At 56.3% G+C, this 13312-nt stretch carries 11 protein-coding genes; 8 read left to right on the forward strand and 3 right to left on the reverse strand.

The window, feature by feature from the left end:
* Positions 1 to 19: 19 nt before the first annotated feature.
* Positions 20 to 1687: a hypothetical protein gene (locus MCM46_12805; GenBank protein MCG3112687.1), complete on the forward strand. Its 1668-nt coding sequence runs from the start codon at positions 20 to 22 to the stop codon at positions 1685 to 1687.
* Positions 1688 to 1705: 18 nt separating this feature from the next.
* Positions 1706 to 3559: a hypothetical protein gene (locus MCM46_12810; protein ID MCG3112688.1), complete on the forward strand. Its 1854-nt coding sequence runs from the start codon at positions 1706 to 1708 to the stop codon at positions 3557 to 3559.
* 23 nt (positions 3560 to 3582) lie between these two features.
* Here the strand turns inward: MCM46_12810 and MCM46_12815 are convergent, their stop codons facing one another.
* Positions 3583 to 4200, reverse strand: a complete 618-nt coding sequence (locus tag MCM46_12815; GenBank protein ID MCG3112689.1) for a pyridoxamine 5'-phosphate oxidase family protein — start codon at positions 4198 to 4200, stop codon at positions 3583 to 3585.
* Between the two features lie 181 nt (positions 4201 to 4381).
* Here MCM46_12815 and MCM46_12820 point away from each other — a divergent pair, with 181 nt between their 5' ends.
* Positions 4382 to 4972, forward strand: a complete 591-nt coding sequence (locus tag MCM46_12820) for a porin family protein (protein MCG3112690.1) — start codon at positions 4382 to 4384, stop codon at positions 4970 to 4972.
* A 97-nt stretch (positions 4973 to 5069) separates the two neighbouring features.
* On the opposite strand, the gene MCM46_12825 is transcribed toward MCM46_12820, so the two are convergent.
* Positions 5070 to 6296: an HDOD domain-containing protein gene (locus MCM46_12825; protein MCG3112691.1), complete on the reverse strand. Its 1227-nt coding sequence runs from the start codon at positions 6294 to 6296 to the stop codon at positions 5070 to 5072.
* A gap of 212 nt (positions 6297 to 6508) precedes the next feature.
* Between MCM46_12825 and MCM46_12830 the strand changes: the two genes are divergently transcribed.
* The 5 genes from MCM46_12830 to MCM46_12850 all read left to right on the forward strand — a co-directional run bounded on the left by MCM46_12830 (position 6509) and on the right by MCM46_12850 (position 11350).
* Positions 6509 to 7840 carry an ankyrin repeat domain-containing protein gene (locus tag MCM46_12830; GenBank protein ID MCG3112692.1) on the forward strand — a complete coding sequence of 444 codons (1332 nt, stop codon included), beginning with the start codon at positions 6509 to 6511 and terminating at the stop codon, positions 7838 to 7840.
* 198 nt (positions 7841 to 8038) lie between these two features.
* Entirely contained in the window at positions 8039 to 9229 is a 1191-nt protein-coding gene (locus MCM46_12835) for a hypothetical protein (protein MCG3112693.1), read from the forward strand.
* Between the two features lie 746 nt (positions 9230 to 9975).
* The gene (locus tag MCM46_12840) at positions 9976 to 10545 is read left to right on the forward strand and encodes a response regulator (GenBank protein ID MCG3112694.1); all 570 of its coding nucleotides are present in this window, start codon (positions 9976 to 9978) and stop codon (positions 10543 to 10545) included.
* Between the two features lie 150 nt (positions 10546 to 10695).
* Positions 10696 to 11001, forward strand: coding sequence for a nucleotidyltransferase family protein (locus tag MCM46_12845; protein ID MCG3112695.1), 306 nt, complete (start codon positions 10696 to 10698; stop codon positions 10999 to 11001).
* The gene (locus MCM46_12850; GenBank protein ID MCG3112696.1) at positions 10991 to 11350 is read left to right on the forward strand and encodes a DUF86 domain-containing protein; all 360 of its coding nucleotides are present in this window, start codon (positions 10991 to 10993) and stop codon (positions 11348 to 11350) included. Before MCM46_12845 ends, MCM46_12850 begins: the two co-directional genes overlap by 11 nt.
* A gap of 299 nt (positions 11351 to 11649) precedes the next feature.
* Here the strand turns inward: MCM46_12850 and MCM46_12855 are convergent, their stop codons facing one another.
* Positions 11650 to 12978, reverse strand: coding sequence for a hypothetical protein (locus tag MCM46_12855; GenBank protein ID MCG3112697.1), 1329 nt, complete (start codon positions 12976 to 12978; stop codon positions 11650 to 11652).
* Between the last annotated feature and the right edge of the window lie 334 nt (positions 12979 to 13312).

The raw sequence follows: 13312 nt of genomic DNA on the forward strand, positions 1-13312 counted from the left end.
TCCTAAAGGGAAATCACAGATGTACTCGGCCCAGGGAGCCTACTCTGACGGCACTACCAAAGAGATTACTTCCCTAGTCCAATGGAGAATCGAAGCGCCGACTTCGATTGGGTACTTCTCTGGAAGCGAAGCCAAAGGGACGGAACTTGGGACCGGAACAATTGAGGCAATTTTACAAGGTGTGACGGGTGCCGCCTCCCTTACGGTCCGGGAGCCGGAGCTTATTGCGTTCTCCGTCTCTCCGACGGACCAACGGATCGGTGTTGGATCCATCCATGACTTCGTAACAAACGGGTGGTTTACAGATTTTAGTTTCGATTATCCCACTCCAATAAGCTGCCGCTTGTCCGACGCTACGGTGGCAATCATCATTGAAGTCGGCGAGTCACACTGCCGTATTCAGGGTCTCTCGGCTGGAACGGCAACTTTATCACTCTTTTCCGCGTCATCCGAATTTTCCGCTGATGCAACGATAGAAGTTCTGCCGTTGACTCCTTTCGGCAGTCGTGCGGCCCACTGGACCCCGGAGATGAAAATCGGCGTGGATGAGACGGGCGCTCCCGTTGTTGTCTTCAGAGTTCCGTTTGACGGAACGGGTGATCTTTTTTGGTCGCGCCGCGCCGAAGATGGCAATTGGTCTGCACAGGCGACGATCTCTGCGAAGCCGGTAGGAGGATGGGAGTCGTTCGTCATGGATCTGGCACTGGACGGCTCGATCCTTTTAGTTGGAACCGGTGCACATGGCATTTACAGCACCCAGTACCTGCCGGGGCAGGGGTGGCAGGAACTCGAGACTGTCTCGGAAAAAACTCTTGTCCCTTTCGAATTTGGGGGTGCGTTCGAGGTTGGTTACGACGCGGAAGGGAACGGCATTGCCATGTGGACTGATGACGCAAATATCTTCTCGAGTGAGTACCATGCCGGTTCAGGGTGGAGCGCGCCGGTGGATTGGGGATCTGGCTATTACCCGGTTCTAGCAATGAACGAGTCGGGAAAAGCCATTCTAGTCTGGCACAAATTCACCGGTATTGTTTCGGGAGATGGTTTTGATGCCCCCATCCATAGACCGTATGCAGTAACCTATACAGTGGGGACAGGCTGGACTGTACCGGTTGTATTAGATTCGTTCGATTTTGCCAGCAATCCAACCGCAGCGATGAACGAGTCCGGGGAGGCGATTGCTGTTTGGCAACGGGTCCATTCCTATGAAATTCTGACTTCCCGCCTGCTTGCGGACGGAAGCTGGACTCCGGCAGAGGTGTTGTCGGATGATCTCATGCCGTGTGTCGGAAGCGTTGCAATCGATGTGCAAGGAAACGTCCTTCTTCTCTGTAATCGTTCATATCGCTACCTTGTTGGTTCGGGCTGGCAAGCGCCGGCCTCAATAGAGATTCCAATCCCTGGTCAATTGGAAGTTGATCGTCAAGGGGATACCGTGATCGTCTGGCCCTATGGATCGCCCGAGGGACCGGAAGTTAAAATAAGCCGCTTTGACCATGTCCACGGATGGCAACCCGACGAGACACTCGCAATCCCACGTGGCGGCACCACTCGCATTCCCTTTGCGATGAATTCTGCTGGAAATGCCGCGATGGCCTGGGCATCCAACTTTCAACTTTGGAATTCTGGAAGAAAAGTATTTGAGGATTATCACGAAATTTATATCCAGACAGTCCCGTCTGATTAGTCGCCGCGGGAGTACTTCATGAAACGTTTTATTCCAATCGTCCTGTTTTTTTTAATAAGCTTATCAGGTTGCGGAAATTACAACCCCATTTCTATTGTTCAGTTCGTCGCAACCGGATCAAAATCCGACTCAGGGAATTCGGACAGCAGCTCAGGTTCCAGCGGGTCGGGAGGCGGTGCCCCCGTCATACCAGGGCGTTCTCTCAAAGCGCTCTCTATAAAACCGGAGAATCCCTCTGTTCCGTTGGGTAGGCATCTTTTGTTCTCGGCGGTGGGTACTTACTCAGATGGCACAACAGAGGATGTGACTCAGCTTGTCATTTGGAATGCGGATAGTTCGCAACCCGTGGCCGATTTCTTAAGCGAACCTATTGCGGCCCGCCCAGGTGTTCTGCGCAGTAGTGGCATCGGAACATCGACCATCACCGCCTTCTATCAGGGAGTGGTGGCTTCAACACTGCTTATTGTCACCGAGCCGGAGGTGGAACGAATTGATATTACATTGCCAAATTCTAAAATTCAGATTGCGGTCGGAGCGAAATTTCAGGTCTTTGCTTCGGGCTGGTATACGAACCAGGAGAATCGCCCAATAACCGACTCGATCCTCTGCAGCGTCGCTGACACCAGGATTGCTACCATCACCAGTACGCCTGAAGTAAATTGTATTATCTTTGGCTTAACTCCGGGCGCGACGGTACTGACGGTATTAGCCGACCACGCCACGCTCGAAATCATACTTGAAGTCCTCCCGATCCAAACGTTAGATGCTCTCGATGAAGAAGGCATCGGAGGATCAATGATCGGTATCGATGAGGCTGGAAATATCCTGGTTGTTTGGCGGCGGTGGCCCTCCGAGCCCGGCCAGTTTCGCAGCAGCCGATATGATGTATCGAACAGTGTCTGGTCGGATTCAGGTTTGGTGGATACTGACCAAGGTTCAATCGATGATCTTAAATTTGCTATGAACAAAGCGGGACAGGCGTTGCTTGTATGGTCTGGTCCGCAGGGAGTCTTCAGCTCAGTTTATCTTCCTGGGTCTGGCTGGCAAGAAAAGAAAACAGTGACGGTCGACTCAAATGGGACTTTAGTCGATGTGAAGGTCGATCCGGATGGTAAAGGCGTTGTCGCTTGGTTGAATAGCAGCGGCATTTTTATTACTGAACAGATTTCCGGTTCCGGTTGGTCCACACCCTCCAATAGAGGTTCGGCTGTCTCCGCCTCCTTAGCCATGAATTCAGAGGGGGATGCCATCCTGGTTCGGCGGGATTCTTCCCTTTATGCGTCTTTCTTCAAAAAAGGGCTGGGGTGGCAGCCAGAAGTGGTTTTGTCCAACTCCCTTTCGAATCAGTCACATCGGGTTGCCATGGATACTTTCGGAGGGATTGTCGTCTGGACAGAGGATTCTGGGATTAAGGCGGCCCGGTATGAACAGACTACCGGCTGGAAGCTGAGTGAGGCATTGAGCGGGGCCACTCCAGGTGGTTTTTTACCGTTCGCTCTCGCCGTCAGTCCAGGCGGGCATGTGATTGTGATGTGGCGGGATCATGGTAATTCTACGTTGGTTTATTCCCTTTTCCATCCCGGGTTGGGTTGGCAGACTCCAGAAACCCTTGGATTCGGATTCGAGCCTTTTCAGGTCAGAATGGATAAGGACGGAAATGTGCTTGCGACATGGACCTTCGGTCAGACGATTGGCATCAGTCGATATCGCCAGACAACCGGCTGGGAAGAAAATGAACTCCTTCCCAGTCTTCGAGGATACACCCTTGGACCCGCTTTGGAAATGAATGCCTCCGGTACTGCTGCAGTGATTTGGCCTCAGGGCGTGGACCTTTACCTTTATCGCTTTCATTTCGATAGAGACAATCCATAAGCCACTTCAGCCATCTCTCTTCGTCACCGCTCCTGTTTTTTCCGGGACGGATCTCGCGCGGGGTCTTTCTCCGGGAGGACGTCGCTGACCCACTCTCTTGTCTTCCAGCCGGGAACGGGGGTCTCGCAGCCGGCCTTGGGGACGAAGTCGGAGCGCTTCACCCGGTGCATCTGGTGGATGTAGCGGGGACAGTTCGGGAAGACCTCGCGCGCCTTCACCCGGACGATGAACTGCGCTTCAGGATAGTCGGCCATCAGCGGATCGTTCGCGTCGATTGTCGCCTCGCCCTGCACCCGCATCCGGGTTTGGTTTTCGAAATCGATAAAGAGCATTCCGACCTGCCGGGTCGCGGCGATGTTCCCCATTGAAAGATACATCCCGTTGCCGTCATAGTTCGGAAAGGCCAACGTGCGGGGATCGACCACCCGGACGAACCCCGGCTCCCCCGCTTTGTAAGAGCAGGTCGGATGCCCGCGGTCATCGACCGTCGCCAGGAAGAACATATCGAGCCCCTGAATGAACTCGATATCCTCTTCATCGAAGCGGTCTCTCACGACCGCTTCGTCCAGCCGGTCGGCCATCCGGCGGGTGTCGAACTGCGCTTGCAACTTCCGGTGCCCCTCACGATAGATGTCGGACATGGATTCCTCCTAAGGCAATTGAACTATCGTATATATCAGAGCGGCTTGATCGGCGTCAAGGGTTGGAAGAAAAGAACTGCGGCATTGATCTCTTCCTCATAAAGACGTATACTCCCAGCGATTTTTAGCCGGTGCGAGTAAACAGCGCCTCGGTTTTCGCAAAGAGGATGTATAAAAATCAATGATCGGTCGGGGAGTCGACATGTTGTCTCAGCCTGCGTTGCTCATCAAGGGATTGCGTGCGATGTTTCTTCATTCGAAATGGTTCCTGGCCGGAGGGATCCTCTGTTTGCTCGTTGCCGCTCAACCCTCTTCGGCGCAGGAGGGCCCTTACCTCGGACTTCAAGCCGGTTATCAGACCTATCAGGGAGATCTCGACGGAAACGGCACGACGCTCGGCCTGCGCGGGGGGTATGCCTCTTCCACCCCGGTCTCCGTCGAGCTGCGGGCCGGTTACGGCGATTCAAGAAATTATCAGTTGGCCGCCGGGGTGGAATATGCCTTTTTTCAATTCGAAGGGTTTCGTCCCTATGTTCAGGTCGGCTGGGGGTGGTACGGCATCGAAGCGGAGCTTCTCTCGGATCAGGTTCGCCTAAAGGGGCACGGACCCGACATCGGCCTGGGGTTTGATTACTTCAGCGACGCGCGGACTTCCATCGGCTTTGGAATTGCGGAGCGTTTCATCCGTTATGAATCGGACGACCCACGCGTCCGGGACAACATCGATGGCCGGATCCTTCTCCTCACCGCGCGATGGAATGTCTACTACTGAATGCAATTCGGAATTGGAATGTAAAGATCAATTCAGAGCGGAGAGATTAGAAGGTCTCGTGGACTTATCGGTTTTTTGAATTCTTAATCCGTCATTCCTAATTCTTAATCGGTTCTTTTTCCTGCGTCGGTATTCCCTGGAAGTGCTCGGTGGCCCAGGCGAGGGCGGCGGTGTAGCATTCGGGGATCGCCAGCGCGTCGATCCCCAATTTTTGCGCCAGGGCTTCGAACGCTCCCCAGTTCGCTTCCAGGTAAGAGAGGCTGAGCCGGTGAAGATCGTTCAGCCGGCCTTCCCCCTCCCCGAGCAAAGCATTCTTAACGTCCTGCGCAATCGGCATTTCCTGCAACACCTCGGCCATCGGCCGGTTCACCAGGCCGTCGATCAAAGAGAGCATCCCCATCAAGAAGAGATCTTCGGACCGATGGGTCATCCGGAACGTCGGGGCGAGCAGTTCCAGAAACCGGCCCCGCAAGGTCGATTGAAAGACCAGCTCGGGCGGCTTGTCCTTGGCGAGTCCGGCCATCGCAATGAAAGAGGCCCATCGCCGAAACCCGGTCTCTCCGAGCATGACGAGGGCATGTTTGATCGATTGGATCTCCATCTGCCAGCCGAAGAAGGCCGAATTCATATAGCGAAGGAGCTTGTAGGAGAGCGACATTTCCAGTTTGAGGATTTTTTCAAGCTTGTCGAAATCGAGCTCGGGCCGCTGGATCTCTTCCAGAATCCGCAGGTAATTGAGCTTAAAGCCGGGGATCTCTTTCCCCGTCACCAGCACCGGCTTGCTGAAAAAACCCCCTTGGAAAAGATGCGCCCCCGCCGTCATCGCTTCTTCAAAAGCGGTGCGGCTTTCCAGCTTGGCGGCCAGGATCTGCGTCGCGCCGGTCAGCAGGCCTCGAATCCCCTTCTCCGGCGCGCCGTCGACTTTGATAATGTCGGCCAACGACAGCAGGCTGGCGTGTTGCGGCTGCAGGGCATAGGCGCCGAGGACCAGAGGGATCCCCGATTGCTTCAGGTTCCGGCAGGCGGTCAGCACCTCGGCGTCGGCCTCCATCTCTTCCAACAGCTCCACCGCCACCTGGCCCGCCGGCAGCACCGTCGCCGCCTCCTGCAGCAGGAGGTTGCGGGTCAGGGGAAGGAAGGCCTTTTTCCCCCCGCTGATTTCGTTGATCCCAAGCAGATAAAGGGCGTCGGCCACTTTTGATGCCGCCTGGTCGGGGCTGATGCTCCCAACCGTCCCGCCGAGGCCGTCTCGAAAGTGCACTTCGTAGCCGACCACCTCCTCCATCCGATTGAAAATCGGATGCCGCACCAGATAAATGTTCATCACAATTCTCCCGATATTCCCTGCATGGATACCATGCGAATGAAAAATCGTCAAATTACAACAAGAATGAAGAAGGAGCGTCGCTTCAATGAGGAATTGAAAATGACGAATGAGGAATGGGGGAGATCGTTCGAATTCCGAAAGTCAATTCCATGATTGACAAACGGAAAAAAATCGTGTTGTCTGAGAGAAACATCGAACCGGAGGTTTTTATGACTTTTAGAGGGCCGATTGTTTGGGTTGCGCTGCTCGCGTTCCCCCTCCTCGCGGCGGGGCAGGACCAGGCGTTGATCCGCCAGCAGCTTGAAGAGGCGAACGTCTCCTTTTCCACCGCGGGATTCATCGAACAGATCCGGCGGGGAGAGGCGGAAACGGTCGACCTTTTTCTTCAGGCGGGAATGAATCCGAATGTCCAAGACAAAAGCGGCCGGACGGCGTTGATCTGGGCGGCCGGAAACGGACATGTCGCCGTGGTCGAGCGGCTGCTCGACAGCGGCGCCGATCTCTGCGGCACCGGCAGCCGGGCGCAATCGGCGTTGGCCTGGGCCGCTTCCAACGGCCGAACCGACGCCGCGCGGGTTCTGCTCAAGGCCGGGGCGAGGGCGTGCGAAAAGGAGAAAAGGGGGATCACCTCGGTAACCGCCGCCGCGATGAACGGCTATGCCGACACCCTCCGGATGCTCCTCGAAAGAATCGACGATGTTCCCTATGAAGAAAAGGCGGTCGCATTTGCATCGGCGGCCGAATCGGGCCATCTAGAGGTCCTTCGTCTTCTGCTCGACGCCGGCATCGATGCGGAGGCGCGGACCCCGAGTGGATCGACCGCCCTCGGCGCCGCGGCCCTTCGGGGCCGGGGGACGGCGGTGACGTTTCTTCTCGATCACGGCGCCAATCCCAATGCCTCGGTCGATCTTCATGGAACGGTGTTGGCGGCCGCCGCAAAGGGGGGCCGTCTCGATGTCGTCCGCCTTTTGCTGGAGCGGGGCGCGCGCGCTGACGGCGCGGCGCTTCGGGCGGCGGCGCAGGCGGGGGATGCCGATATCGTCTCCCTTTTGCTCGACGCGGGGGCGCCTGTCGACGCCCGCGTCTTCGGCGGCGAAACCCCGCTGATCGAAGCGACGATGGCGCGCAAAATAAACGTCGTTGATTTGCTGATCGAACGGGGCGCCGACGTCAACGCCAGGACCTTGACGGAGGAGTCGCCGCTTTTCATCGCCGCGAGCGGCGGCGATCCGGAAACGGCGGCGCTGCTCCTGGAGGGGGGCGCCGACGTTCATGCGCGGGGGAAAGAGGGGCAGACTCCCTTGATCGCGGCGGCGACGCACGGCCATATGGAAATCGTCAGCCTGTTGAGCGCGCATGGCGCCCAAATCGACGTCGCCGACGACATGGGAAAAACGGCGCTCGTTCACGCCCGGGAGCGGGGCCACCGGGAGATCGTTCATCTGCTGATGAGCGCCAAGAAGGCGCCGGCGCCGGAGGGGTTGAATCTGGAGAGAATTAAAAATCCTTCTATTCAAGAATTTGAAATAAGAAACGATTAATACAACGCAAAAAATTGTGTTTGCCTTTGTAGGGGCGCAATTTATTGCGCCCTCCGGCTGGGCGTGATCAATCACGCCCCTACATAAACCAGGTCACAAATATTTCCGCATTTGTATGAGATGGCCCGCTCGAATGTTCCAACACGCTTGATTCATCCCTCCATTGATTCCCCCCTTTTCTAAGACTATAATAAACCCATGACCTATCCACTTTTCATTCGTTCGATTTTATCGCTGCTGTTGATCGCGGCGCTTTCGAGCCCGGCGCTGGCGGTGCTTTACTCCTGGCGGGATGCGGAGGGGGTGCTTCATGCGACCGACCGGCGCGACAAGGTGCCGGAGGGGGTCACCCCCGATGTCTGGCCCGACCTTCCTCCCTCTCCTCCCGCGGAAGCGCCTCAAGTCCTGCCGCCGCAACCCAAAGCGGAGACCCCTCCCAGAGCGCCCTCTCCCGCGGCCGAGGTCGAAGCGGAGGAGGTGACACAGGGGGCGTTCGCCGTGCAGCTGGTGCGGGAGCTGGGGTTGGAAGAAGATGCCGACCCGGAGGAGGCGGCCGAGCTTCTCACGCGGATGCGGGTGACCCCCCGTTTGGGACGATGGGAGCTTTCGGCGCCGATCACGCCGGCGCTGGTGAGCCGTCTTCGGACATTGACCGTCTCCGCCGCGCAGCGGGGCGCCGTCCCGATCGCGCCGGAGGAGGCCCTTCTGGCGTTCGATACGACGGCGGCGCTGCTGAACGTGTCGATCCCCGCCGCTTCCGAAGCCGATCTTTCCGACCGTCCGGCCTCCTCGACCTATCTCGACGCCCCGCCGCTCGTCCTCATCAGCCCCCCGCCGCCGCGGATCGTTTCGTATTATGTCTGGGTTCCGGTGGAGGAGGGGTTTTTCTGGTCGGGTTCCCGACGCCATGGGTTTTATGTCCTGCATGAAGTCCACCGCGATCTTCATTTCAACGGCCATCGGTTTGCTTTCCGCCGGCATCACATCGAGCGCCGCTTCACCGATCGGTTTTACAACGATCCTTTCTTCGATCGGCGGGTGTTTGATGTTTTCCCCCCTTTTCATGACCGCCGTCCGCCGGTGATCGTCCTCCCGCCGCCGATCATCCATCCGCCCCATCTGCCTCCTCCCCCGCGCCGCCACGACCGAAATCTTCGCGGAGGGTCTCGTTCCACCGGCCGTCCGACGATCCGGTCGATGCCTCCTTCCGCCATGACGCCGCTGGCCCCGCCGGTCGGAGGGACCGTTTTGACGCCGCTGGCGCCGCGCTTGCGCGGCCGGTCGAGCGCGCCCCCCCCTGGGTTGACCCCGCTTGCGCCGCGACTGCCGCAGGAGCCTCAAGAGCCCCCCGCTGCGAGTGTGCCTCGGCCGTCGTTGCGGGGACGGTAGATTCTGTTGGAAAGGGGCGTTGCCCCAACCCCCCCCAAGGGATGTTAGATCTGAGAATTAGGAACCAAGAATATTGGAATGGGGCTCTTCGCCCCAAGCCCCACCGCGGGGGTTGCTTGCCCAACCCCCTTCGGATTCCTAATGGCACCGGGGTTTCACCCCTGGACCCCCCATACCGGTCAGAACTCGCACACTCACAGAAAAACACTGTGATTGTGCTTCAGACAGCTGACCTTGTAGGGTAGGTGAGACGATTTGATTTGTAGTGGGCCTCTGTGTCCTCGCTCCACCCATCCCCCAGTGGGTCCCTTGCGCTGCGGGCACAGAGGCCCACAGAACACAAAGCTGATTAAAACCAATAAAACAAAATAGCAAAGAGCCTGCGCGTCGTGGGCGTACTGTGCCCCCCATTCTCCTGCGTTCTTCTGTCCAGACGTTTTATCGACCAAATCAGGTCACCATTGTTTGAAGCACAATCCACGGTGCTCTTCCGTGCGTTGTGCGAGTTGTGACCGTGGGGGGTGCTGGGGGGCGGCAGCCCCCGCTGCCCTGGGAATCCGAAGGGGGGTGGGCACGCACCCCCCGCGGCGGGGGTGTGGGGCGAGCAGCCCCACGACATTCATTCCCCACAGGGGGGCTCGGGGCGAAGCCCCATTTAGATTCCATTGACGGATTCCTCTTCTTTGTTATATTTAAATCATGCGTTTCATCCCCCAGTAAAATACCAGGAACGAAAGAGAGGTTGCATGGCAGAGGAAACCAAATATTGTCTCTGCTGCGGCGAGGATGTTCCGTGGAATCGGATCACCCGCGACGGCAATGAGGAGCTGACCTGCCTCTACTGCGGGTTCATCCTGGGGGCGACGCCGCTCCCGGCCAAGACCGCCAAGTGCATCATCACCGTCGACGATGTCGCCTTCGTCAACGATCTCTTAAAGGGGATGTTGATCAACAAGGGGCTGGCCGACACGGTGATGACCGCCGCCAACGGGCAGGAGTTTATCGCCCTCTTCAATGCGCGCCTGACCGCGAAACAGCCGGTCGACATGGTGATCCTCGATCTGGAGATGCCGGTGATGGATGGGATTTCGGCGGCCCGGATGATGCGGGCGCTCGAAGGGAAGTATCAGGTCGCCAAATCGCCGATCCTCTTCTTCTCCGCGCGAAAGTCCGATGAGGCGCTCAAGAAACAGCTCGGTGTCTTTTCCCCCGCCAGCTACGTCAACAAAGGAACGTCGTCCGGCATGGACGGCCTGGTGGAGCGGGTCGATCAGCTGGTGACGCATTTGCTCAATAAGCAGCGCGCGACTGTCTAACCGATTGACTTTCTCTTTCATTTAAATATACTGAAAACAATTTTTATCGGCGGAGGAGCACTCCGTTTTGACGCTGGCAAACAGCAACGCGCCGCTGTTAAAATAGTGAATGACGGAGAATTGAGCGTTTGAGATTGGCGGAGTTGGGTGATGGGCAAAATTCAAGTTGAGATTCCAAAAGAAGAGATCGCGGCGTTCTGCAAACGGAATCACATCCGCAAATTCTCACTCTTCGGCTCTGTGTTGCGCGATGATTTCCGGCCGGAGAGCGACATCGATGTTTTGGTGGAGTTCGATACGGACGCAAAGATTTCTCTCTTCGATTTGATTGATATGGAAGAAGAGCTTGCGTCCATCCTGGGACGGAAAGTCGATTTGATCGAAGCCTCCTCTCTGCGCAATCCTTTTCGCCGGTACGAGATCCTCCGCACGCAACAGGTCATTTATGACGTTTGAGTCCCGAGACCCAGCTTATCTTTGGGATATGCTCGATGCGGCCCAGAGCATCCAATCGTTCACCGCGGGAGTAGATCAGGAAGCTTATTTAAAGAACCAGATGATGCAGTATGCGGTGGAGCGCCAGCTCGGTGTGATCGGAGAGGCGGCCCGCCGAGTGTCTGAAGGGTTTAAAAAGACACATCCTGAAATCCCCTGGCGGGAAATCATCGCTCAACGAAATGTTCTCACTCATCAGTATGGTGAGATCCGGCATGATCGAATCTGGCAAGTCATCACGGCGGATATCCCTGCTTTGGTCTCATTCTTAAAGCCCCTCATTCCGCCTCTCCCGCCGGAGGAGCCATAGGGCTCGTCTTGGGTTCAGATGAAATCCATCTAGAGAACCAATCATGAAACGGCGGCTTCGCCGGGCTGAACGATCGGTTCATCGATCTTCGCGTCGACGACCACGCCAAGCCGGTTCAGGAATTATCCCGTCTTCTGGCGCTGCATAAGAAGTTTTATCCGAGAGAGTGAGACGGTCTTCCGCCACCAACTCTATTGATGTAGTCCATTCCTCATTCGTAATTCAAAAATTCCTAATTGATCTTCTCGTGACCCATCTTCTCAAGAAGCGCGCGACGGTGTGATGGATTCGGAATTTTCTTATCGGAAGGAATATTTCTCGTAAACCCGCTCGATCTCGCGAAGCTGTCCCGGCTCGAACCGGCCGGGACGGCCCGCCCGCATTTTTAGAAATTCGTCCCGCTCGACGATCGTTTGCTCGCAAAGTTTGGAACTCTTCAGCAGAAAATCATCGAGACCGTCCGGGTAAGAGGTCGGGCAGTGGGGCTTGGTCGTCCGCCCGAATCCGAGCAGATTGGCGATGGTGGAAATGAATTGGATCGCCACCCTCCGCGTTGAGATCACTTCCGGCTCATAGTCCTTTCGAAACACGATAAAACGCTTCGATGACAACACGGCGGTTCCCCGAGAGGGGGTTTGCCAGGAAAAGACAAAGTTCGTTTTCGGTCCAAAGATGTCTTTTCCGGTAAAGGCAATGAGAAGGGTGTTGCTGGCTTTGGGGTTGGGATACGTTTTTTCCAGAAGGTCGAGGATGTGGTCGCCGTCATACTGATCTCGGGTTGGGTCCAAAATTTTCTTTTCATCCCATGTTATTGGATCAAGCACTTCGCACCGCACGAGAAATTTACTCTCCAACAAGGGACAGATGTCCTCGGTCTGAATGGCCGGATCGACACCGTTGATCGGAAGAATCCGGATCGTAAACCCTTTGTAAAACGGCTGACGGGCCAGCTCTTGGTAGGGGAACGGCGGTTCCGCCGCCACATGGAGCCGCTTCAGCTTCGTCCGGATCACCACCCCCTCTTCCTCTTTCAGGCCCGGACCGGCGAGCAACTCCAGGTAGTGAGAGACGGCGCGCTCCTTCTTCCCGGCGTCCACATAATACTCTCCCAAAATTATCTGAGCGACCGTGCTCTGAGGCTCCAGGGCCAACCCCTCTTCTATAAATGAAATGGCCTCATCCTTTTTTCCGATCTCATGATAGAGATCTCCCAGGATAAAGAAGACCTTGGCAAACTTCCGCCGGCTGACGTTATGGAGTTTTCGGACCATCGGAAGGGTTTTTTCATAGGCCGCAATCGCCTGATCGGTCTCTTTCAGCGCCAGATGGGCGGTTGCTTTCAAGTGGACGTAATAAATATTTTTCTCGGTGAGAGGGTGTTTTTCAAAGTACCGGTCGACCAGATTGATGACCTCCCGGTACGCTTTGGCGTCGAACCGTTCAAAAATCGTATTCAGAAAAGCTTTTTCCTCATCCGCCTCCTTCGATTCGACAGCATCCCTCGGATCGGCCCCCTTCGATTCGGGCGGGAACACCCAGGTGACCCCATTCAACAACAGTATCAGGAAGAGGACAGCCGAAGCCGACAGCAATATATATTTTTTGCCCGATTCGATTCGATCGATCATGAGTAAGCACCTCAAAGTTTGAGCGCCGCTGGTCTTGCCAAGAGGGTACCAGAGCCGATCATTCTGTCAAGGAATGCCTGGATGCCGCGCTTCTCGGTTCATGAGCCGAACCGACCCGAGTTGTCCAATGCGTTGCGGGGGGAACTGCCGGATTGATTCTGACTTTGATTCCTCATTCGTAATTGAAGCTCCCCTCAGCAAGCTGCGGGGAATCTTCGACCCGAAAGGATGGAAAGACTCTATTTGTATGCGCGTCTAACCTTCGCAGCAAGCTGCGAGGAATGTGCCCACAGGAATGAAGGCCGAAGCGCCTCTGCTCACATCGTGAGTGAAA

The organism is Candidatus Manganitrophus morganii, from assembly GCA_021651055.1.
GTDB classification, from domain to species: Bacteria; Nitrospirota; Nitrospiria; order SBBL01; family Manganitrophaceae; genus Manganitrophus; species Manganitrophus morganii.